At 62.7% G+C, this 21,363-nt stretch carries 24 protein-coding genes and 1 pseudogene; 9 read left to right on the forward strand and 16 right to left on the reverse strand.

Translation table 11 applies throughout. From position 1 onward, the window contains the following. Nucleotides 1-10: 10 nt before the first annotated feature. Nucleotides 11-1,291, forward strand: coding sequence for a serine--tRNA ligase (gene serS, locus ASC85_RS08905; RefSeq protein ID WP_057449040.1), 1,281 nt, complete (start codon nucleotides 11-13; stop codon nucleotides 1,289-1,291). Further along, nucleotides 1,292-2,686, forward strand: coding sequence for a siroheme synthase CysG (gene cysG / locus ASC85_RS08910; protein ID WP_014337696.1), 1,395 nt, complete (start codon nucleotides 1,292-1,294; stop codon nucleotides 2,684-2,686). Nucleotides 2,687-2,810: 124 nt separating this feature from the next. On the opposite strand, the gene ASC85_RS08915 is transcribed toward cysG, so the two are convergent. From ASC85_RS08915 to ASC85_RS08950, 8 genes are all read right to left on the reverse strand, one after another. Continuing rightward, nucleotides 2,811-3,809 (reverse strand): glutathione S-transferase family protein, encoded by a 999-nt coding sequence (locus ASC85_RS08915; protein ID WP_057449041.1) that lies wholly within the window; start codon nucleotides 3,807-3,809, stop codon nucleotides 2,811-2,813. 88 nt (nucleotides 3,810-3,897) lie between these two features. After that, nucleotides 3,898-4,899 (reverse strand): glycosyl transferase family protein, encoded by a 1,002-nt coding sequence (locus ASC85_RS08920; protein WP_057449042.1) that lies wholly within the window; start codon nucleotides 4,897-4,899, stop codon nucleotides 3,898-3,900. Next, nucleotides 4,896-5,231, reverse strand: coding sequence for a TusE/DsrC/DsvC family sulfur relay protein (locus ASC85_RS08925; RefSeq protein ID WP_057449043.1), 336 nt, complete (start codon nucleotides 5,229-5,231; stop codon nucleotides 4,896-4,898). Before ASC85_RS08925 ends, ASC85_RS08920 begins: the two co-directional genes overlap by 4 nt. After that, a complete protein-coding gene (gene tusB / locus ASC85_RS08930; protein ID WP_003203312.1) occupies nucleotides 5,228-5,521 on the reverse strand; it encodes a sulfurtransferase complex subunit TusB in 294 nt (97 codons plus the stop codon). The genes ASC85_RS08925 and tusB overlap by 4 nt, the downstream gene beginning before the upstream one ends. After that, nucleotides 5,521-5,883 (reverse strand): sulfurtransferase complex subunit TusC, encoded by a 363-nt coding sequence (gene tusC / locus ASC85_RS08935; protein WP_057449044.1) that lies wholly within the window; start codon nucleotides 5,881-5,883, stop codon nucleotides 5,521-5,523. Before tusC ends, tusB begins: the two co-directional genes overlap by 1 nt. Further along, nucleotides 5,883-6,275 carry a sulfurtransferase complex subunit TusD gene (tusD, locus tag ASC85_RS08940; RefSeq protein ID WP_013693700.1) on the reverse strand — a complete coding sequence of 131 codons (393 nt, stop codon included), beginning with the start codon at nucleotides 6,273-6,275 and terminating at the stop codon, nucleotides 5,883-5,885. Before tusD ends, tusC begins: the two co-directional genes overlap by 1 nt. Before the next feature lie 247 nt (nucleotides 6,276-6,522). Continuing rightward, complete coding sequence (locus ASC85_RS08945; protein ID WP_057449045.1) at nucleotides 6,523-6,858, reverse strand: DUF6388 family protein; 336 nt, start codon at nucleotides 6,856-6,858, stop codon at nucleotides 6,523-6,525. 2 nt (nucleotides 6,859-6,860) lie between these two features. Next, complete coding sequence (locus ASC85_RS08950) at nucleotides 6,861-7,121, reverse strand: hypothetical protein (RefSeq protein ID WP_014337702.1); 261 nt, start codon at nucleotides 7,119-7,121, stop codon at nucleotides 6,861-6,863. A gap of 141 nt (nucleotides 7,122-7,262) precedes the next feature. On the opposite strand from ASC85_RS08950, the gene ASC85_RS08955 reads away from it, so the two are divergent. Then, nucleotides 7,263-7,613, forward strand: a complete 351-nt coding sequence (locus ASC85_RS08955; RefSeq protein ID WP_013693699.1) for a hypothetical protein — start codon at nucleotides 7,263-7,265, stop codon at nucleotides 7,611-7,613. A 47-nt stretch (nucleotides 7,614-7,660) separates the two neighbouring features. Here ASC85_RS08955 and ASC85_RS08960 read toward each other — a convergent pair whose 3' ends face one another. After that, nucleotides 7,661-8,092, reverse strand: coding sequence for a GNAT family N-acetyltransferase (locus tag ASC85_RS08960; RefSeq protein ID WP_057449046.1), 432 nt, complete (start codon nucleotides 8,090-8,092; stop codon nucleotides 7,661-7,663). Nucleotides 8,093-8,275: 183 nt separating this feature from the next. Here ASC85_RS08960 and ASC85_RS08965 point away from each other — a divergent pair. The 4 genes and pseudogenes from ASC85_RS08965 to ASC85_RS08980 all read left to right on the forward strand — a co-directional run. Continuing rightward, nucleotides 8,276-8,542: pseudogene (locus ASC85_RS08965) on the forward strand (gamma-glutamyltransferase); the annotation flags it as partial. A 59-nt stretch (nucleotides 8,543-8,601) separates the two neighbouring features. After that, nucleotides 8,602-9,135: a cysteine hydrolase family protein gene (locus ASC85_RS08970; RefSeq protein ID WP_057449048.1), complete on the forward strand. Its 534-nt coding sequence runs from the start codon at nucleotides 8,602-8,604 to the stop codon at nucleotides 9,133-9,135. Nucleotides 9,136-9,307: 172 nt separating this feature from the next. Further along, complete coding sequence (locus ASC85_RS08975) at nucleotides 9,308-10,528, forward strand: hypothetical protein (RefSeq protein WP_057449049.1); 1,221 nt, start codon at nucleotides 9,308-9,310, stop codon at nucleotides 10,526-10,528. A 34-nt stretch (nucleotides 10,529-10,562) separates the two neighbouring features. After that, a complete protein-coding gene (locus tag ASC85_RS08980; protein WP_057449050.1) occupies nucleotides 10,563-11,195 on the forward strand; it encodes a Vgb family protein in 633 nt (210 codons plus the stop codon). A 206-nt stretch (nucleotides 11,196-11,401) separates the two neighbouring features. On the opposite strand, the gene ASC85_RS08985 is transcribed toward ASC85_RS08980, so the two are convergent. The 3 genes from ASC85_RS08985 to ASC85_RS08990 form a co-directional block, all read right to left on the reverse strand. Then, nucleotides 11,402-12,262, reverse strand: coding sequence for a CAP domain-containing protein (locus ASC85_RS08985; RefSeq protein WP_057449051.1), 861 nt, complete (start codon nucleotides 12,260-12,262; stop codon nucleotides 11,402-11,404). A 129-nt stretch (nucleotides 12,263-12,391) separates the two neighbouring features. After that, on the reverse strand, nucleotides 12,392-12,601 hold the full coding sequence (locus ASC85_RS32720) for a hypothetical protein (RefSeq protein ID WP_177343165.1): 210 nt from the start codon (nucleotides 12,599-12,601) through the stop codon (nucleotides 12,392-12,394). A gap of 54 nt (nucleotides 12,602-12,655) precedes the next feature. Further along, nucleotides 12,656-13,621, reverse strand: coding sequence for an EamA family transporter (locus ASC85_RS08990; RefSeq protein ID WP_027912006.1), 966 nt, complete (start codon nucleotides 13,619-13,621; stop codon nucleotides 12,656-12,658). A gap of 333 nt (nucleotides 13,622-13,954) precedes the next feature. Here ASC85_RS08990 and ASC85_RS08995 point away from each other — a divergent pair, with 333 nt between their 5' ends. After that, a complete protein-coding gene (locus ASC85_RS08995; RefSeq protein ID WP_057449052.1) occupies nucleotides 13,955-15,085 on the forward strand; it encodes a sensor histidine kinase in 1,131 nt (376 codons plus the stop codon). 97 nt (nucleotides 15,086-15,182) lie between these two features. Then, the gene (locus ASC85_RS09000) at nucleotides 15,183-16,274 is read left to right on the forward strand and encodes an SMP-30/gluconolactonase/LRE family protein (RefSeq protein WP_057449053.1); all 1,092 of its coding nucleotides are present in this window, start codon (nucleotides 15,183-15,185) and stop codon (nucleotides 16,272-16,274) included. A 275-nt stretch (nucleotides 16,275-16,549) separates the two neighbouring features. On the opposite strand, the gene ASC85_RS09005 is transcribed toward ASC85_RS09000, so the two are convergent. The 4 genes from ASC85_RS09005 to ASC85_RS09020 all read right to left on the reverse strand — a co-directional run bounded on the left by ASC85_RS09005 (nucleotide 16,550) and on the right by ASC85_RS09020 (nucleotide 21,278). Next, a complete protein-coding gene (locus tag ASC85_RS09005) occupies nucleotides 16,550-16,936 on the reverse strand; it encodes a DUF1850 domain-containing protein (protein WP_057449054.1) in 387 nt (128 codons plus the stop codon). Beyond that, nucleotides 16,933-18,960: a TRAP transporter permease gene (locus tag ASC85_RS09010; RefSeq protein ID WP_057449055.1), complete on the reverse strand. Its 2,028-nt coding sequence runs from the start codon at nucleotides 18,958-18,960 to the stop codon at nucleotides 16,933-16,935. Before ASC85_RS09010 ends, ASC85_RS09005 begins: the two co-directional genes overlap by 4 nt. An 81-nt stretch (nucleotides 18,961-19,041) precedes the next feature. Beyond that, nucleotides 19,042-19,992 (reverse strand): TAXI family TRAP transporter solute-binding subunit, encoded by a 951-nt coding sequence (locus tag ASC85_RS09015; RefSeq protein ID WP_057449056.1) that lies wholly within the window; start codon nucleotides 19,990-19,992, stop codon nucleotides 19,042-19,044. 287 nt (nucleotides 19,993-20,279) lie between these two features. Next, a complete protein-coding gene (locus tag ASC85_RS09020; RefSeq protein ID WP_057449057.1) occupies nucleotides 20,280-21,278 on the reverse strand; it encodes a LacI family DNA-binding transcriptional regulator in 999 nt (332 codons plus the stop codon). Nucleotides 21,279-21,363 lie beyond the last annotated feature (85 nt).

Here is a 21,363-nt window from a genome sequence, read left to right on the forward strand (position 1 = left end):
AGAGACCGACATGCTCGATTCCAAACTGTTACGTAGCAACCTTCAGGACGTAGCGGACCGCCTGGCATCCCGTGGCTTCGCCCTGGACGTCGCGCGCATCGAAGCGCTGGAAGAACAGCGCAAGACCGTCCAGACCCGCACCGAAGCCCTGCAGGCTGAACGTAACGCGCGCTCCAAATCCATCGGCCAGGCCAAGCAGCGCGGTGAAGACATCGCGCCGTTGATGGCCGATGTCGAGCGCATGGCGGGCGAATTGAGCGCTGGCAAGGTCGAGCTGGACGCGATCCAGACCGAGCTGGATTCGATCCTGCTGGGCATCCCGAACCTGCCTCACGAATCGGTACCGGTCGGTGAAGACGAAGAGGGCAACGTCGAAGTGCGCCGTTGGGGCACGCCGACAGCCTTCGATTTCCCGGTGCAGGACCACGTGGCCCTGGGCGAGAAATTCGGCTGGCTCGACTTCGAAACCGCCGCCAAGCTGTCGGGCGCCCGTTTTGCCTTGCTGCGCGGGCCGATTGCCCGTCTGCACCGGGCCCTGGCGCAGTTCATGATCAACCTGCACGTCACCGAGCACGGCTACGAAGAAGCCTACACGCCGTACCTGGTCCAGGCCCCGGCGCTGCAAGGCACCGGCCAGTTGCCGAAGTTCGAGGAAGACCTGTTCAAGATCAGCCGCGAAGGCGAAGCCGACCTGTACCTGATCCCGACCGCCGAAGTCTCGCTGACCAACATCGTGGCCGGCGAAATCGTCGACGCCAAGCAACTGCCGATCAAGTTCGTCGCCCACACGCCGTGCTTCCGCAGTGAAGCCGGGGCATCGGGCCGTGACACCCGCGGCATGATCCGCCAGCACCAGTTCGACAAGGTCGAGATGGTGCAGATCGTCGAGCCTTCGAAGTCCATGGAAGCGCTGGAAAGCCTGACCGCCAACGCCGAGAAGGTCCTGCAACTGCTGGAACTGCCGTATCGCACCCTGGCGCTGTGCACCGGCGACATGGGCTTCAGTGCGGTCAAGACCTACGACCTGGAAGTCTGGATCCCGAGCCAGGACAAGTACCGCGAGATTTCCTCGTGCTCCAACTGTGGCGACTTCCAGGCCCGCCGCATGCAGGCGCGTTTCCGCAACCCGGAAACCGGCAAGCCGGAACTGGTCCACACCCTCAATGGCTCCGGCCTGGCGGTGGGTCGTACCCTGGTGGCCGTGCTGGAAAACTACCAGCAGGCTGACGGTTCGATCCGTGTGCCTGAAGTGTTGAAGCCCTACATGGGCGGCATCGAGGTCATCGGCTAAATGGACTATTTGCCACTGTTCCACAACCTGCGCGGCAGCCGCGTGCTGGTGGTCGGCGGCGGGGAGATTGCCTTGCGCAAGTCCCGCCTGCTGGCCGATGCCGGCGCGTTGTTGCGGGTGGTCGCACCCGACATCGAACCGCAGTTGCGGGAACTGGTCAGTGGCAGCGGCGGTGAATGCATCCTGCGTGGTTACGTCGAGGCGGATCTGGACGGCTGCGGTTTGGTCATCGCCGCCACCGACGACGAACCGCTCAATGCCCAGGTCTCCGCAGACGCTCATAAGCGTTGCGTGCCGGTCAACGTGGTGGACGCGCCAGCGCTGTGCAGCGTGATCTTCCCGGCGATCGTCGACCGCTCACCCTTGGTGATCGCGGTGTCCAGCGGCGGCGATGCGCCGGTGCTGGCGCGGCTGATCCGGGCCAAGCTGGAAACCTGGATTCCGTCGACCTACGGGCAGTTGGCTGGGCTGGCGGCGCGTTTTCGCAGCCAGGTCAAAGGCTTGTTTCCCGATGTGCAGCAACGACGGGCGTTCTGGGAAGAAGTGTTCCAGGGCCCTATCGCCGACCGGCAACTGGCCGGGCAGGGCGCTGAAGCCGAGCGCCTGCTGCGGGAAAAGATCGATGGCCAGGCGCCGAACGCGCCGGGCGAAGTTTATCTGGTGGGGGCCGGGCCGGGCGATCCGGACCTGTTGACCTTCCGCGCCTTGCGCTTGATGCAGCAGGCAGACGTGGTGCTGTACGACCGCCTGGTGGCGCCGGCGATCCTGGAACTGTGTCGGCGCGACGCCGAGCGCATTTACGTCGGCAAGCGCCGCTCCGAACACGCCGTACCCCAGGACCAGATCAACCAGCAATTGGTGGACCTGGCCCGACAAGGCAAGCGTGTGGTGCGGTTGAAGGGCGGCGATCCGTTCATCTTCGGGCGCGGCGGCGAAGAGATCGAAGAACTGGCGGCCCATGGCATCCCGTTCCAGGTCGTCCCGGGCATCACCGCGGCCAGTGGTTGCGCGGCCTACGCCGGGATCCCGCTGACCCATCGCGATTACGCCCAATCGGTGCGTTTCATCACCGGCCATCTCAAAGACGGAACCAGCGACTTGCCATGGGCCGACCTGGTGTCGCCGGCGCAGACGCTGGTGTTCTACATGGGCTTGGTCGGCCTGCCGATGATCTGCAGCGAGCTGATCAAGCATGGCCGTGCGGCGGATACGCCAGCGGCGTTGATTCAGCAGGGCACGACGTCCAACCAGCGGGTCTTTACCGGCACTTTGGCGGACTTGCCACGGCTGGTGGCCGAGCACGAAGTGCATGCGCCGACCCTGGTGATCGTTGGGGAAGTGGTGCAACTGCGCGAGAAGCTGGCGTGGTTTGAAGGGGCGCAAGGCCAGGTCTGAAGACCGCGTTGTTGATCGTTCCCACGCTCCGCGTGGGAACGCCGCCCGGGACGCTCCGCGTTCCGCTCTGGGAGTGACGCAGAGCGTCACCGGATGCATTCCCACGCGGAGCGTGGGAACGATCTCATTGGTGCTGCCAAATCCCTTCCCCACTCAACCTTCTCCGATCATGGGCGACCGTAAAGTCCTGCTTCGGCCCCTTGGGCACGATCCCATTGGGGTTGATGGTCTTGTGGCTGCCGTAGTAATGGCCTTGGATGTGGGTGAAGTCCACGGTCTCGGCAATGCCTGGCCACTGGTACAACTCCCGCAGCCAGTTCGACAGGTTCGGATAATCGGCGATGCGCCGCAGGTTGCATTTGAAGTGGCCGAAGTACACCGCGTCGAAGCGGATGATCGTAGTGAATAGGCGAATATCCGCCTCGGTCAGGTATTCGCCAGTCAGGTAACGGCGGGTTCCCAGCAGTGCCTCCAGCCAATCGAGCTCGGCAAATAACCGGTCGAAGGCTTCTTCATAGGCCGCTTGGGTCGTGGCGAATCCGGCCCGGTACACACCGTTGTTCACCGCCGGGTAGATCCGCTCGTTCAAGGCGTCGATATCGCGGCGCAGGTGTTCGGGATAAAGGTCCAGGCCGTTGCCGGTCAAGCCGTCGAAGGCACTGTTGAACATGCGGATGATTTCCGCCGATTCATTGTTGACGATGCGTTGTTGGCGTTTGTCCCACAGCACCGGCACGGTGACGCGGCCGGTGTAGTCCGGCGTGTCGGCGGTGTAGCGCTGATGCAGGAAGCTCAGGTTGTCGAGTTTGTCGCCAGTGGAGCCGTGGGCCTTGTCGAAGGTCCAGCCGTTTTCCAGCATCAGGTAGCTGACCACCGACACATCGATCAAGTCTTCCAGGCCCTTGAGCTTGCGCAAGATCAACGTGCGGTGCGCCCAGGGACAGGCCAGGGAGACATACAAATGGTAGCGCCCGGCCTCGGCGGCAAAACCGCTGTCGCCCGAGGGGCCGGCGCCGCCGTCGGCGGTCACCCAGCGGCGGCGTTGCGCCTGTTCGCGCTGGAAGGTGCCGTCCTTGCTTTCATACCACTGGTCCTGCCAGCGGCCCTCGACCAACAAACCCATCTGGATGTCCTCGCTCAATAGTCATTGGAGGCGAGTCTATTCCTATAGGTTCGAAGTAAAAGCGCAAAGGTTGGGCGCTAATGATCGGTTAAATCGAACGATCCCGGGCATCCCAATACCGCCGGGCTTTGTCGAACGCTTCTTCGCGCGCCAGGCCCAGGCCACGCAAGGCCAGGGCCATGGTGGCGATCAGGGCCAGTTGTGGGTAGCTGTCCTCGACGTCGCCACGCCAGATCGCCTTCAAGTGCTCGGGATCGAGGCTTTCCGGTTTGACGTGGCGCTGCTCGGCCAATCGCGGCCATTCTTCGTCCCAACTGACGCCGCCGGTGGTGCCGTACAGGTGGCTGTCGGCGTCCGGGTTGATTTCGATCTCGCCGCCGTCGCCCTTGATGACGATGGCGGTATCACCGAGCAAGCCGCTGGCATCGCGGTGCACGGCCTGATAGCCCGGGTGGAAGATGCTTTGCAAGCCGCACCGGGCGGCCAGCGGGTTGAGGATGCGTGCCAGGGAGTGGATCGGCGAGCGCAGGCCCAGGGTGTTGCGCAGGTCAATCATCCGCTGCATCTGCGGCGCCCAGTCCACCAGCGGCATGAAGGCCAGGCCGCCGTTGTCCAGCGCGCTGCCGACCTGCTGCCAATCCCGGCACAGAGGGATCTGCAACAAGCCCAGCAATTGTTCGGTGTAGAGCCTGCCGGCCGTGTGAGCGCCGCCGCCGTGCATGAAGATCCGCACGCCGTTCTGCCCAAGGCACTTGGCCGCCAGCAGGTACCACGGCAAATGGCGTTTTTTGCCGGCGTAGGTCGGCCAGTCGAGGTCCACCGCCAACGCCGGGACCACCAGGCGTTCACGCAAAGCCTCAGTGAAACCGGCCATCTCCTCGGCACTTTCTTCCTTGTGTCGCAGCAGCATCAGGAAGGCGCCAAGCTGGGTGTCCTCGACCTTTTCGTCGAGCACCAGGCCCATGGCTTCGCGGGCTTCTTCGCGGGTCAGGTTGCGGGCGCCGCGCTTGCCTTTGCCAAGGATGCGCACGAACTGGGCGAACGGGTGTTCGGCCGGGGTCTCGAGGGTCAGCGATGGGAAGTCGGTCATAAGCAATTCGTCGGTTTGGGCAGGCCCGCCAGCTTGGCGGCGAGTTTGGCGGGAGTGCCTTTGAACAATCGGTTCAGGTGCAGGCTGTTGCCTTTGTCCGCGCCCAATTTCAGTGCCGTGTACTTGATCAGCGGCCGGGTCGCGGGGGAGAGCTGGAATTCGTCATAGAAGCCGCGCAGCAGTTCGAGGATCTCCCAGTGTTCGGGGCTCAGCTCAATGTCTTCGGCGGTTGCCAGGGCCGTGGCGACCTCGGCCGACCAGTCGTCAAGGTCGGCCAGGTAGCCGTCCTTGTCCAGCGCGATGGCGCGGTCGCCCACGTTCAGCGTCTTCATAACCAGGTGTTGACCTTGTCGTGCTCGATCGACAGCTCGACGAAACCTGAGTAGTTGATGGCTTCGGCCCAGTCTGGCGTGTCCAGGGCGCGGGCCTGGAGGTCTTCGGCGAGTACGAACAGGTTCACGCCAGCGGCCTGCAGCACTTCAAACGGTGGGCTGCCCGGTTGCAACGCGTACGTCGCGTCGCCGCACAGCAGCAGCGCATCCTGATTGCCCAGTACCCGCAGGCAACTGGCGAGGCGGTTATCGCCGAAGGGCGAATGAGACAACACATGCAAAGTCGACATCAGAGGGTGATCACCTGGTCGTAACGGTCAATGAGCGCGGCGATTTGCGGCGTGGTCAGTGCTTTCACGTCGCCCAGTGCCAGGGTATCAGTGGCGATACCCCGTTCGGCGGCGCTGTCGGCACAGAGGAACAGGTCCTCGACGCCGAACATCGGCAACGCCTGCAGGTTGGCGCTCAGGTCCTTTTGCTGGACCGCCTTGGCGTTTTGGCCGGCGGTGAGCTGGAACACTCCGTCATCGAGAAACAGCAGGCCGATCGGCAGGTCGAACGCACCGCCGGCCAGGACGATGTCCAGCGCTTCACGGGCGCCGGGGCCGGACCATGGGGCCTGGCGGCTGATGAGCAATAAAGACTTGGCCATCACGCGCCTCCAAAGCAGATCAAACGGTCGGCGTCCTGGATCGCATCGTGCAACTGGCCCAGCCCGGACAAGGCCCAGGGCGCCTCGACACTGGCCGCCGAACGCTGGTAGCGCTGGGCCTCTTCCTCGTTCAACACCCCACGGCGCAACGCCGCCGCGATGCAGACCACGCCGTCGAGCTGGTTGTCGCTGACAAAGGTTCGCCACTGCTGGGGCAGGTCTTGTTCATCCTGAGGCGTGACGACACTGGCGCAGGCGTTATAGACGCCGTCCTGATAGAAAAACAGCCGCACGATCTCATGCCCACCCGCCAGCGCCGCCTGGGCAAACAGCAAGGCACGGCGCGAGGAGGGCGCATGGGCGGCGGAAAACAGCGCGATGGCGAACTTCATGACAGACCCGATCAGCAAAACTGCGGCCATGATAAAGCTTTATGGGCGGTGGGGCGATTGCCAGGGAAGGGGCGAGACCTGTTTGGTTCAGGGGCATTTAAAGAATGCTCCTGCTCGATTGCGTTGTAGGAGCTGTCGAGCGAAGCGAGGCTGCGATCTTTCCGAATTCAATTGAGTCTCAAGCGAAAGATCAAAAGATCGCAGCCTCGCTTCGCTCGGCAGCTCCTACAGGCCACAGGGAAAGTGCTCAGTCCTGGGGTTTGAGGCCATGCAACTCGCAATACTCCGCCCATTCCATCCCCGCCATCTCCGCCACTTCCCTGTGCACCTCCAGGCGCTGGGCCTGGTAGTCCTGGGGTGAGGCGGCGGTCAGCTGCAGGGTCAGTTCCCAGGCAAACAGGCCCAGGCGCTCGGCCTCGGCTTCGAAGGCTTCATGCAACCGTTCGGCGCGGTATTGCGCGGCGGTCTCGCCCTTGGCCTGGGCCAGCAGCGGGTTGAGGTGGTCCAGCTCGAGGCGCAGCTCGGGGCGCTCGTCGAGGAATCTTTCCAGGGCTCGTTCGTGTTGCTGTTCGGTTGCCGCCATGGTCACTCCTTGGGGGATGCAGACTGCTTCTTGCTGGCCTTGGCCGCAGCCGCCAGGCATTCGAGGGCGAACTGTTCGGTGTAGGTCATCTGGATCGGCGTGGTTTCGCCCTTGACGGTGCGTTCGCCGTCGAGGATGTAGCGAATCCGCTTGTCGGTGACGCCGATGCGCTTGGCGATCCAGGACGGTGTCTGGCCGATCTGGCTGATCAGTTTGTCGGCGTATTCGGCGGTGGGTTTGTAGAATTCGGCGTTGGGGGTCATGGGGTGTTCCGCGTGGCTGGTGGCAATGGCGCGACAGGGTGCGCGAATCGCAGGCCGATGTCCCGTGTAAATTTCAGTAAAGCAGCACGAAGGCCCGGGCCGCAGTGCTACAGTCCGTTTTTTTCTTGATGAGTGAACGCAATGCGAATGTTGACCGTGGCCCTGGCCGCAACCTTGCTGGCCGGCTGCGCGGGTTCGGCGATGAACGAGGCCCGGACCCAGGCCCCTTACAAGACCCTGACCTCGGACAAACCCGAACAGGTCGTGGCCCAGTGCGTGCAGTTCTCCTGGCAGGACGAAGCGGTGTTCGGTGTGGATGCCGGCGCCTACCTGCAACCGGGCAAGAAGGGCGGCTCGACGGTCTACACCCGCTCTGCCGAATCGTTTGTCGATCTGCATGCCGGTGCGACAGGCACCGAGTTGAGTTATTACGCCAAGCATGACGACTTCGTGGCCAAGCGCCGGTTGGCGGCGTTGGCGACGTGTCTTTAAGCAGATAGACCGATCGCGAGCAAGCTCGCTCCCACAGGGTTTGCGTTTCAATCTGTAGGCGTCAGGCGCTTCTGGAAGAAGAAGTGCTGGTGGCCTGGCGGGTAGTCGTCGATCTGGCCGATTTCCGTGAAGCCGTGTTTGCGGTAGAACTCCGGCGCCTGGAAGTCGAAGGTGTCCAGCCAGATGCCCACGCAGTTTTTCTCCCGGGCCAGTTCTTCGGCCATCTGCATCAGGGTCGAGCCGGTGCCCTGGCCCCGAGCTTGTTCCGGCACCACCAGCAGCTCGATATACAGCCAGCGGAAAAACACTCGGCCGTAGAGTCCACCGACAATTTCGTCCTGTTCGTCCCGCACCAGCCACGCGACCAGTTCAGGTACCGTCCCACCGGTCTTGGCGGTGTTATAGGCGCGTAGCGGGGCGATGATGGCTTGGCGTTCTTCGTCGGTGGGCGTGTCCGTGCGTTCGATTCGTAGCGTCATCGGCGATGTCCTTATTCAGTCAAGATCAACCGCAGGAGCCTATCTCAAAGGCTGCCGTGGCGTCACCCGGTCGGCGGGAGAACAGGCGCATTACGCAAACCAAGCCATACTGAAGTGTCCTGATGCGCTCCCTATTCTTAAAACAAGAAGAGACCGACTCATGAAGTTCGAATCCTTTGCCCGACCCAGGCCGACCTGGACAAGTGCAAGACCCGCGAACTGGCCCCGGTGGAGTGCGATTACCGCGGCTACCACATCATCTCGGCGCCGCCGCCCAGTTCCGGCGGGGTGGTGCTGTGCCAGATCATGAACATCCTCGACGGCTATCCGATGAAGGACCTGGGGGTCCCTTCGGCCCAGGGCATGCACCATCAGATCGAAGACATGCGCCACGCCTATGTGGATCGCAACCGCTACTTGGGTGAACCGGACTTCGTGAACAACCCCATCGACTTACTCCATGTATTGAGTCATCGCGCGGCTCCGATATCGTTTGAAGAGGGAAGGTCATGAACACCGCATTGCTGATCATCGATGTCCAGAACGCGCTGTGCTCAGGCGAAGAGGAATGCTTCGACAGCCAGCGCATCATCCGGACCATCAACGAGCTGGCGGCCAGAACCCGGGCCCTGGGCTTGACGGTGATCCTGATCCAGCACGAAGAGTTGGAAGGCTCGCTGACGTATGGTTCTGCGGCCTGGCAACTGGCCGACGATTTGTTGACCGCTGCCGATGACCTGCGGGTGCGCAAGACCACCGCCGATGCCTTCTACCAGACCGACCTGCAACCGTTGTTGCAGGCCCGAGGCATCGACCGCCTGGTGATCTGTGGGCTGCAAACCGACTATTGCGTCAACGCTACCGTGCGCCAGGCCCATGCCCTGGGGTATGACGTGGTTCTGGCGGCCGATGCCCACTCCACGGTGGACAACGGCAGCATGGCGGCTGAACAGATCATCGCCAATCACAACAACCGATTGGGGCGGCTGAGCAGTGCGGTATCGCGGATCGATGTGGTAGCGGCGGCTGACATTCGCTTGTAGCCGATACCCATTGCTTGGATTGGGCTGTAGGAGCTGGCGAAGCCTGCGATCTTTTGATCTTATCTTTCGCTCTCGACTCAATGAGCGCTGGAAAGATCGCAGCCTCGTTACACTCGTCAGCTCCTACAGCGTCCAGCGGGAGCAAGCTCCCTCGTCACCCAGGTCATCGTTCATGGATTACGAGGTCACCACGGCAGCGCGCGCACTGGCAGCGGGGGACCCCGTCGCCGCGCTCAATCGCATTGCCTTGCGCAACGATGCCCCGGCCCTCGCGCTTCGCGGCATCGCCATGGCGCAACTGGGCGATCTGGCCAAGGCCAAGGCCCTGATGCGTCGGGCAGGTGCGGCCTTCGGGCCCAAGGAGGCCGTGGCACGGGCGCGCTGTGTGGTCGCCGAAGGCGAAATCGCCCTGGCGTCCCGTGACCTCGCTTGGCCGATGAAGCGCCTCGACGCTGCGCGGGCGGTGCTCGAAACCCATGGCGACCGGGCGAACGTTGCGCATGCCCATACGATCGAAATCCGTCGGCTGCTGTTGATCGGTCGGCTCGATGAGGCCGAACGCAGGCTCGTTGACCTGGAGCTTGCCTGCCTGCCCTTGGCATCACGGGCGGCTTGCGAGTTAGTAGCTGCGGGAATCGCCATGCGACGGTTGCAAACACAGGCCGCCCGCGCCGCCCTCGAACGGGCCGGGCAAGCCGCAGGGCAAGCGGGAATCGGCGCGCTGAGCGCCGAAATTGAAAGCGCCTGGCGGCTACTGCGCACCCCCGCCGCGCGCCTGATCGCCCGAGGCCAGGAGCGCTTGCTCCTGCTGGGAGAGGTGCAAGCGCTGTTGGCCGGGCCGGCGTTGGTGGTGGACGCGTGCCGCTATGGGATCAGCGGCGCCGGCATTCAGGTCAGTCTTGCCCGGCGTCCGGTATTGTTCGCCCTGGCGCGAGGGCTGGCTCAAGCCTGGCCTGGCGATATGCCGAGGGAAACGCTCATGACCCAGGCCTTCGGCTTGAAACTGACGGATGAATCCCATCGCGCCCGGCTGCGGGTCGAGATGGGGCGGTTGCGTGCCACGCTTCGTCCGTTGGCTGACGTGAGGGCAACCCCGCGCGGTTTTGCCCTGATGCCGCGACATGCCGATGAGGTTGTGGTGCTGGCGCGAGTGGTCGAGGAGCCCTATGGCGCGGTGCTGGCATTGCTGGCCGACGGTGAGGCCTGGTCCAGTTCAGCCCTGGCGCTGGCCCTGGACATCAGTCAGCGTAGCGTGCAGCGGGCCTTGGAGACGCTGGCCGCCGCCGGTAAGGTGCAGTCGTTCGGGCGCGCCAGGGCCCGTCGCTGGCTGGCGCCACCGATGCCTGGATTCGCGACGGTATTGTTACTCACTGCGCTGCCATCGGAGGGTTAGGCTGCAGTCACACACCACTGATGAGGCGAGTGAGATGAAACGTTCAGAGGCACAGATCCTGCGTGAATACGGTCCTTTCCCGGGCGTCGATTGCGTGCACGGCGTGAGCCATGACGGCGAGCGCGTCTGGTTCGCCTCAGGCGACAAGTTGCATGCCCTTGATCCCGCCAGTGGCCAGACCGTGCATTCGCTCGATGTCCCGGCGAATGCGGGCACGGCGTTTGACGGTGAGCATTTATTCCAGATCGCCGGCGACAGCATCCGCAAGATCGATCCACGCACCGGTCAGGTATTGGCGACGATTCCGGCCCCCAACAGCGGTGACGATTCCGGCCTGGCGTGGGCCGAAGGATCGCTCTGGGTCGGTCAGTACAAGGCGCGCAAGATACTGCAGATCGATCCCGCCGACGGCAGGGTCCTGCGCACCATCGAATCCAACCGCTTTGTCACGGGCGTGACCTGGGTCGATGGAGAGCTTTGGCACGGCACCTGGGAAAACGACGAGAGCGACCTGCGGCGTATCGATCCGCAAACGGCGCAAGTGCTGGAAAGCGTAACGATGCCGCCCGGGACCGGTGTATCGGGGCTGGAGTCCGACGGGGCCGACCGGTTTTTCTGTGGCGGCGGTGGCAGTGGCAAGGTGAGGGCGGTTCGTCGACCTGCGTGAGGCGGGGCTTGCGCAATGGCCTGGGACCCATAGGAGCCGTGTAGGCGCTGTGTAGGCGCTGTCGAGTGCAACGAGGCTGCGATCTTTCCCCTGCCCATTGAGTCAAGAGTGAAAGATCAAAATCAAAAGATCGTCCGAACGCGGCCCGAGCCTTCGCCAGCGCCTACAGAATCCAGGGTTCCCTGGCCACAAAGGTGTCCGTCACATCACGGCGCACCAAGCACCATCGTCCAGTACACCCCCGCATCACTGCGCGAATCGCTGGCGGAAGCTGCGCCCATCTGGGTGAACATCGGGTTCATCAGGTTGGCGCAGTGCCCCGGGCTGGCGAGCCAATCGTGCATGGCCTGGCTCGGCGAGCGTTGTCCGGCGGCGATGTTCTCGCCCAGTTTACGTCCGCGAAAGCCGGCGCTCTTGGCCCGATCGGAAGAGGAGCGACCGTTCGGGTCGCGATGGGCGAAATAATTCTCGCGGGCCATCGACCGGCTGTGGCCTTGGGCGGCGGTTCCCAACGCGGCGTTCCAGCTCAGCGGCCGGGCCGCTGCGAAGCGCTGGCGTCCGCACATCCGTGGCTTGGCCCTGGCGGCGTTGACCTGGGCCAGCAGCGACTTATCCGCCGCACCCGCGTCGCTTATCCGTGAGCCACCCATGGGCTGCGCCAGCACCACGCGCCATTCATCACCGACCCGATTGACGCCGATGTCGGCGTACTGGTTGTCCAGCAGCGCCGCGCAATGTTCGTCGGCCAACATGTCGAAGGCTTCTTCGGCGTCCCGCGCATCGGTCAGGCGGATGCTACGCACGGCCCGGGCTTGATAGCCGGCGTCTTTCAAGGTTTCCCGCAGGCCACCGCGAAAACCAATCGGCAAGCCCAGGCTCGAACGCAGCACCAGCGGCGGCGTGGCACGCACCGTGCGCCATTCACAGCGGCGCGACTGGCTACGGAAATCGTTGATGGCGTCCACCAGCTGCCTTTCGCCGCGGGCGTGGGCGGGGCTGGCAAATAAGGGAAACAGGGCAAGCAAGCACAGCAAAACGAAACGGCAAGAGCGAACAGGGTGGCGCATGGGGCGAACGGCTCAAGAAGGGAGAGGTGCTTTGGCGCCAGGCTTGGCGCCGATCAGCTGGAAAACCCGTCGCTGCAGATCGGCGGGGTTTTCACGGCTGGGGTAGGACTGTCGGTTTGGAAACAAGTTTCAGGAAGGCGAAGAGTATCTGTCGGCTAGCACGACACCATTGTGGCGAGGGGACTTAGCGAAACGTCGCCCCACTCTGTAGGAGCTGGCGAAGCCTGCGATCTTTTGATCTTGATCTTGATCTTGATCTTGATCTTGATCTTGATCTTGATCTTGATCTTGATCTTGATCATCTTGATCTTTCGCTTGCGACTCAATTGTCAGGGACAAGATCGCAGCCTCGTTGCACTCGACAGCTCCTACGGTAGCCCTGCGGGCGTCAGTTCAATTCGCCGTTTCAGCCACAGGCACCTTGACCCGTTCGACCTTGCGATAGGTCAGCAGCACGATGCCCGTCACCACAATCGCGCCGCCCATCACCTGGCCCGGGTTGAGCATCTGGTCCAGCACCAGCCAGCCGATCAGCAGCGTGGCCAGCGGTTCGATGTTCATCACCGGGGCGTTGCGCGGCATGTCCAGGCGGGGCACGGAAATGAACAGCACAGTGAAGCCGGTGCCGTAGAGCACCACCAGGGTCGCCAGGGCGAACCAACCGGTGCTGCTGGCTGGCAGGTCGAAACCGCCGGGCAGGGCACCGGTCAGGCCGGCGAGGTTGACGCTGCTGAAGACGATGAAGATCGTCAGCAGGCTGCGCACCGAGCCGCGCACCTGGGACAACTTGTGATCGGTGATCCACAGTGCGCAGGCAAAGGCGCAAGCAGCGCAAAAGGCCAGGCCCACCCCCAGCAGCCATTGCGGGCCGACGCCTTGCCCAGACGATAACCGCGCCGGCACTTCCAGCACGAATACCAGGCCCACCAGGATCATGCCCATCAACGCGGCGGTGCGCGCCGTCGGGCGTGGCCCGCCCAGGGCCCAGGTCAGCAAGGCCAGCAGGATCGGAAACACGTTGCCCACCAACAGCGCCAACGCCACCGGCACCCGCGCCACGGCGGAGTACAGGCACAGGCTCTGGGCGCCGATCAACAGCCCCAGTGCCAATTGCCAGCGCCACGCACCGGGCGGCAGGCGCAGGCTCTGTCGTTGCCAGAGCACCATCGCAGCCAGCACCAGCAGCGTCCCGCCCGAGCGCAGCAAGATCGCCAGCAGCACACCGGCACCGTCATCGAACGCGGCCCGCGCGGCGACGTGGTTGCCGGCGAAGGCACAGCCCATGCACAGCAGGACGAGCACCGCGAGGTGGCGGGGTAACGGCGTGGGGGTGTCAGGTGCAGCGATGGGGCGAGTCATGGCAGGTGTCTCTAAGGCGGCCGCCAAGGCAAAAGGCCCTGGATCGACTGTTTTTAGTTGTAAGTTGTCGTACGACTGTAAGGTTTTTACCTCGTGGGGTGCAAGGGACAAGGTGCGCAGACCTGTGGGTTTTGGTGCATGGGTGCGGTTGCTTCGGTGTTTACTTGCTTTGGTGTGTATATCCGTTACCGCAGAAACGGATATACACCCCCCAAAAAAAACACAGCGAAATATCAAAATGAACAGCATTACGCACATTATCCGGTGCTTTGCTGTACAACAAACTTGGCCGCTGTGTCGTCTACAGCATCGCCCTTCTTGCGGAAAAAACCCATGCGCCTGGCCGATTTCATTCTCGACAATATCGAGCCGATTCTTCAGGCGTGGGAAGACTTCGCCAAAACCATCACCCCCGCGTCCATTGGCATGGATTCCGTGGCCCTGCGCGACCATGCCGAACAGATGCTGCGCACCATCGCCGCTGACCTGCGTACCTCGCAAACGCGCAAGGAGGCGATTGCCAAGTCCCACGGCGAGGCCCCGACGGCGGATGCCGAAACCGCCGCCGAAACCCATGCGGTCATCCGCCAGTCCTCGGGTTTCACCGTGGAACAAATGGTCTCCGAATACCGGGCCCTGCGCACCAGTGTGCTCATGCTCTGGATGCCGCACACGCAGCTGGATCACAAACAGGTCATGGACGATCTGATTCGATTCAACGAGGCCGTGGACCAGGCCTTGGCCGAGTCTGTCGTCAGTTACTCGGGGGCGGTGGATGCGTCGCGCAACATCTTTCTCGGGATTCTGGGGCATGACCTGCGCAGCCCCTTGGGCGCGATCCTGCTGAGTTCCGAAGTGCTGCTGCGGGCGGGGGACCTGCCCGCCAAAGCCACCAAGATCACTTCGCGTATCTACACCAGCGTCAAGCGGGCCAACAAAATCGTCGGCGATCTGCTGGATTTCACCCGTACCCAACTTGGCTCGGGTATTCCGGTGCAGCGTTTCAACGGCGATCTGGTGGCCGCCTGCGAAGGCATGGTGGAGGAGGCGCGGGCCTATCACCCGGAAAGCGAAATCCGCTTTGAAACGACCGGTGCCCTGGAGGCGCGGTTTGATCCCGCCCGCATGGAGCAAGTATTTGCCAACCTTATTGGCAACGCCGTCCAGCATGGTGCCGAAGGCACGCCGGTGACTGTTTCGTTGAGCGTGGAAAAGGATATGGCCGTGATCGCGATCAACAACCAGGGCAAGCCTATCGAGAAAGAGCCCATTGCCAACATCTTCAACCCAATGGTCCGAAATCTGTGCAGCAGTGAAATGCAGTACGGTTCCACGGCTGGGCTCGGACTTGGCCTGCACATCGCTTCGGCGATCGTATCGGCCCATCAGGGCACCATCAAGGTCCACTCGGAGGCGCAAGTCGGCACGACATTTACCGTTCGTATACCGCTGAACCCGGCCTGATCGACTGTCCGCAAGAGCAGATTCGCATACTTGTACGATGTCTTATCACGTAGTAAAACTGTCGTCCCGTCCAATAATAATTAACGGAGACGCACCGATGGATGCTTCGCAATCTGCAACCGCCGCCGATCAGGGCCGCCGGATCTTCCTGAAGAAGTCCCTGGTGGTCTCGGCCGCTGCCGCCGCTCTTGGCAACCTGCCAGGGCTCGCCCAGGCCGAACCCTTGAGCCAGCGTTACCCGGACCCGCTGATCAATATCCTTGACCCCAGCTTCATGGACTTGCGCATCTTCAACGCCAGCGTGGAGAAACTCGCCACCGGTTTGCGTTGGGCAGAAGGGCCGGTGTGGGTCGGTGACGGTCGTTACCTGCTGGTCAGCGACATTCCCAACAACCGCATCGTGCGCTGGGATGAAATTACCGGTGGCCTGTCGGTCTACCGCGAGAATTCCAACTTCTCCAACGGCATGTGCCGTGATCGCCAGGGCCGGCTGCTGGTGTGCGAAGGCTCCACCACCGCCAGCGAAGGCCGACGCATCACTCGCACCGAGCACAACGGCACTATCACCGTGCTGGCGGACAGTTTCGAAGGCAAGCCGCTGAACTCGCCCAACGACATCGTGTGCAAGCGTGATGGCTCGGTCTGGTTCACTGACCCGCCGTTCCAGACCGGCAACAACTACGAGGGGCACAAAGTCACCCCCGTCCAGCCCCACGCGGTGTATCGCATCGACGGCGAAAACGGCAAGGTCACTCGGGTGATCGATGACCTGGCGGGGCCGAACGGGTTGTGTTTTTCCCCGGACGAGAAAATCCTCTACGTGGTCGAAGGCCGGGCCAAGCCCAACCGCTTGATCTGGGCAATCACGGTCAAGGACGATGGCACGCTGGGGGAGCGGCGCAAGCACATCGAAGGTCTGGATTACGCTGCGATCGATGGAATCAAGTGCGACGAGAGCGGCAACCTCTGGTGCGGTTGGGGCGGTAATGGCGACCCCAAGGCCGACCTGGAAAAACTCGACGGCGTGCGGGTGTTCAACCCTGAAGGCAAGGCCATCGGGCACATCTCCCTGCCGGAGCGTTGCCCCAACGTCTGCTTCGGCGGGCGGGAAGGCAATCGGTTGTTCATGGCCGGCAGCCATTCGTTGTATTCGCTGTTCGTGAATACACGGGGGGCGACGTTTGCCTGAGTGAACGGTTCTGCGTTGTGGCGAGGAGTTGCTCCTGCTGGGCTCTGTAGGAGCTGGCGAAGCCTGCGATCTTTTGATCTTGATCTTGATCTTGATCTTGATCTTGATCTTTCACTTGAGATTCAAGTGTCTGGGGAAAGATCGCAGCCTCGTTGCACTCGACAGCTCCTACACAGCTCCTACACAGCTCCTACACAGCTCCCACACGGCTCCTACAGGGCGCGCGCCAGCGGGGGTAATCGCTGGCCACGGATGTTCTGTGTTTTCTGATGGGTTCAGGATTGTCCGCAACTCCATAGCTCCACGGTCGGCTGGCCCTCTGTCGGCGGCCCCAGCCAATGGCTCATCGGCCGACAACGGCCATCGAAACACAATTGATAATCGCCGGCCTGCGGCGTACGGCCCAGCTTCAGCGGTTGCAGCGGCGGCATCTGGCGTTGGTAGTGCCAACTGCCATTTTCCAGCCGGGCGCCTTCGGGTATCTCCATGCCCGCGCCATTGCCTTTGACCCTGGCTTCACCCAGGACCAGCCCCTGTGCGGTCACGCGATAATCTTCCTCCCAGCGGACCTTCTCGATGGTGTGGTTCCATGCCAGCGTGAAATCGGCAACGGGAAGTTGTGCCCAGGCCACCCCGGCCAGGCCCAGGCACAAACCGATCACGCCAAGGCCCGTCCGGCACGCCGCGAGCGCCAGATGTGCTGGAAGATCATCAGCCCGGCCAGCACGAAGCCAATCTCGTCGGTCAGCGGCAGGGCCACCACCAGCAACGCGCCAGCCGCAAAACACAGCAGGCGCTCCCAGACCGGCATCTTTTGTTGCAGATAGCCGGTGGACGCCATGCCCCAAAGCCCGACGGCCAACAACGTCTTGATCAGCATGTACGCGGTCATCCACAGGTTGTCGCCTTGAAGCATCAGTGCCGGGTTATAGACCGCCATGAACGGAATGACGAAGCCGGCGAGGGCGATGCGCACCGCCCAGAAGCTGATCTTCAGGCCACTTTCCCGGGCAATGGGCGCGGCGGCGAAACAGGCCAGCGCCACCGGTGGGGTCAGGTCGGCGAGGATGCCGAAATAGAACACGAACATGTGCGACACGATCAGCGGCACGCCCAGTTCCAGCAGGGCGGGCGCGGCGATCGAGCTGGTGATGATGTAGTTGGGAATGGTCGGGATGCCCATGCCCAGCACCAGGCAAGTGAGCATGGTGAGGATCAGCGACAGCAACAGGTTGTCCCTGCCGATGGCGAGGATGTAGCCGGCAAAGGTGGAAGCCACACCGGTCAGCGAGACCACCGCGATGATGCTGCCCACCAAGGCGCAGGCGATCCCCACAGGAACGGCATGACGCGCACCATCTACCAACGCATGCAGGCAGATGACGAGGGTTTCCCGCGTGCCTTGCATGAACCAGCAGGTCACCACCAACACGCCGATCACCGCGAACACGACACCGATGCCCAACCGGAAAAAACCGACGCAGAGCAGCCCCAAGGCGATCCAGAAGGCACAGCGCAAAGCGTAGTTCGAGACCTTGAGAATGATCGCCGAGCCGAGAATCACGATAGCTGTCAATGCCAGGCCCACCATGCCGGAAAACAGCGGTGTGCGTCCGGAAAACAACAGGTAGACCAACACCGCGAGCGGGATCAGCAGGAACCAGCTTTCCTTGACCGCACCCCAGGCGCTGGGGCACTGGTCCTTGGGCAGGCCCTTGAGGTCGGAGCGCTTGGCTTCCAGGTGAACCATCCAGAATACCGAGCCGAAGTACAGGCAAGCGGGTATCAGCGCCGCCTTGGCGATTTCAACAAATGGCACATTGATGGTTTCGGCCATGATGAAGGCCACCGCGCCCATTACCGGCGGCATGATCTGGCTGCCCATGCTGGAAGTCGCTTCCACACCGCCGGCAAACGCGGCCTTGTAGCCGAAGCGCTTCATCAACGGGATGGTGAATTGCCCGGTGGTGACAACGTTGGCGATGCCCGAGCCGGTGATGGTGCCCATCAGCGCCGATGACACCACCGCCACTTTCGCCGGCCCGCCCAGTTTGTGGCCGAACAGGCCCATGGCGAAATCGGTGAACAGCTTGATCATGCCGGCCTTTTCCAGGAAAGCGCCGAACAGGATGAACAGGAAGATATAGGTTGCCGACACGTAGGTCGGCGTGCCGTACAAACCTTCGGTGCCGAACGACAGTTGGTTGATGATTTGATCGACGCCATAGCCACGATGGGCCAAATCGCCTGGCAGGTATTCGCCGAACAGGCCATAGGCCAGGAACAGGCCGCAGATGATCGGCAGCGCGATGCCCATCACCCGCCGTGCGGCTTCGAAGACCAGCACGATCAGGATCACGCCGATGATCATGTCGGCGGTGGTCAGGTCGCCAGAGCGCTGGATCAGGTCGGCTTCGAACACCCATTGATAGAGCGCCGTCGCCACGCCCCCCAGGCTCAGGACCCAGGCCAGGGGTTGCCAGGGACGCTGCCTGCCATAGGCCGGGTAGCTGAGGAACACCACCCACAGCAGAAAGCCGACATGCACCGCCCGCAGTACGATGCTGGAAACCGGAGAAAACGCGGCGGTGACGATCTGGAACACTGAAAACAGCAAGGCCACGTAAAACAGTGTCTTGGGCCAGTCCCGCGGGTCCGTGGCGATGCCGTGCTGGTCTTCACTCATGAGGTGCCTGCCTTCTGTTCACATTCAAGGGGCGAAAACACGATGCATCAACGGCGACGGGCGCCGTTGATGCATAGGGTGTTACAGCGCGCCCACTTCCTTGTAGTAGCGCTCGGCACCCGGGTGGAGTGCGATCGGCAGGTTTTTCGCGGCATTTTTCAGGGTGATGTCCTTGGCCGCCGAATGGGAAGTGCCCAGGCGAGTGAGGTTCTCGAAGAGCAGCTTGGTCATCTGGTACGCCACCTCATCCGGGACATCCTCGCGGGTGACCAGAATGTTGGTGATGGCCACGGTCGGTACGGCGTCGGTTTGGCCGTCGTAGGTATTGGCCGGAATCATTGCGCTCTGGTAGGCCGGGTTACCGATTTTTTCCACCACATCGGTGGGCACCGACACATAACTCAGCGCCATGGTCGAGGCCAGGTCGCGAATGGCCGCCATCCCCAGGCCTGAGGACTGCAGCGTGGCATCCAGTTGGCGGTTCTTGATCAAGTCCACCGACTCGGCGAATGGCAGGTACTGGACCTTCATGTCCTGGTAGGTCAGCCCCGCGGCCTTGAAGATGGCCCGGGCATTGAGTTCGGTGCCGGATTTTGCCGCGCCGACGGAAACGGTCTTGCCCTTGAGGTCGGCCAGGGTCTTGATGCCGGACTCCTGGCTGGCGACGATCTGGATGTAATTGGGGTAGGCGCCGGCAATGGCGCGCAGCTTGGTCAACGGCGCCTTGAACCCGGCGTCTTCCACACCGTTCTTGGCGTCCGCCACCGAGTCACCCAGCGCCAGGGCCAGCTCACCACGACCGGCTTGCAGCAGGTTGAGGTTTTCCACCGAGGCCTTGGTGGATTGCACTGACGTCTTGGCGTCCTGGATGCCGTTGCTGTAGATCTGTGAAAGCCCGACCCCGATCGGGTAATAAACCCCACTGGTCCCCCCCGTCAGGATGTTGATATACACCGGGGCTGCCTGGGCCGTGGTGCTGACCACCAAGGCTGCCGCGGCGGCCAGAAGGGTGAAGCGCTTGTTGACTCGCATGGGGGACCTCTCCGTCTTGTTATGGCTGTATGCAGAGTCTTTCCACTGTAGTTCAAACGGGGGCGGTGGCGAGTCGAGCGGCCGTAAAGGCTTTTTTGTGGCGAGGGCGCTTGCTCCCGCTGGGCTCTGTAGGAGCTGGCGAAGCCTGCGATCTTTTGATCTTGATCTTTCGCTTTTGACTCAATTGTCAGTGGAAAGATCGCAGCCTCGCTCCGCTCGAGAGCTCCTACACAGCTCCTACATAGCGCGCCCCAGCGGGAGCAAGCTCCCTCGCCACAGGTTCCTGGTTATGCAAGGGGCGCCGTACTGCCTCGCACCGTCAACTCAAACGGCAACACCACATGCCGTTCGGCAATCGGCTTCTTCTCGATCAGGGCAATCAGCATCTCCACCGCTTTTTCCCCAAAGATTTCGGCAGGCTGTGAAATGGTGGTCAGGGGCGGGTCGCAATAGGCGGCGAAGGGGATGTCGTCAAACCCCACCAGGGAAATATCTTCGGGCACCCGCAGGCCCATTTGCTTGATACGCCTGAGCGCGCCGATGGCCATCTCGTCGTTTTCACAGAACAGCGCGCTGGGCCGATCGGCCAGCGCCAACATCGCGCCTGCGCCGTCATCACCGGCCTTCAAGGTGAAGTCGCCATGGCAGATCAGGCTGGGGTCGACGGCGATACCGGCCTGGCTCAGGGCATCCTGGTAGCCGGCCACGCGGTCCAGGGTCAAGGGACTGCTGCGGGGGCCCTTGATGATGCCGATGCGGCGGTGGCCGAGGCCGATCAGGTGCTCGGTCATGGCCTGGGCGGCGGCGCGGTTGTCGAGGCTGATGGTCGGGTAGGGGGCGTGCTTGACCACTTCGCAGGCGTTGACCAGCGGCAGGCTTTCGGCACCTGCGGGCATCGATTCGAAAGGATCGCTGGCGCGTAGCTGGATCACCCCGTCGGCCTGGTGGGCGTAGACCAGCGCGGCGAATTCCCGCTCGATCTGCGCGCGGCCCTGGGTGTCGCACAGCAGCAATCGATAACCCGCCGCCTGCGCGGCCTGCTGCGCGCCGCTGATGACCCGGGCGAAAAACGTATTGGCGATGGTCGGCACCAGGATCACCAGGTTGCCGGTGCGCCGGGAGCGAAATTGCACCGCCATCAGGTTGGGCCGATAGCCGGCCTGTTCCACCGCCGCGTTGACCTTGTCCCGCGTCTCGGGAAGCACCCGTTCGGGCGATTTCAGGGTTCTGGACACCGTGGCCACCGAAACACCGGCCAGCCGGGCCACTTCACGAATGTTGGACAAAATCACCTCGGGGGGCAGGGGCTACGGTTGGGGAGCTTACCGCAGGTTGAGCGCCTCACAAATGTTCATGCGTGACCTCGTGGGG

This window comes from Pseudomonas sp. Root401 (assembly GCF_001425105.1).
Taxonomy (GTDB): Bacteria; Pseudomonadota; Gammaproteobacteria; order Pseudomonadales; family Pseudomonadaceae; genus Aquipseudomonas; species Aquipseudomonas brassicacearum.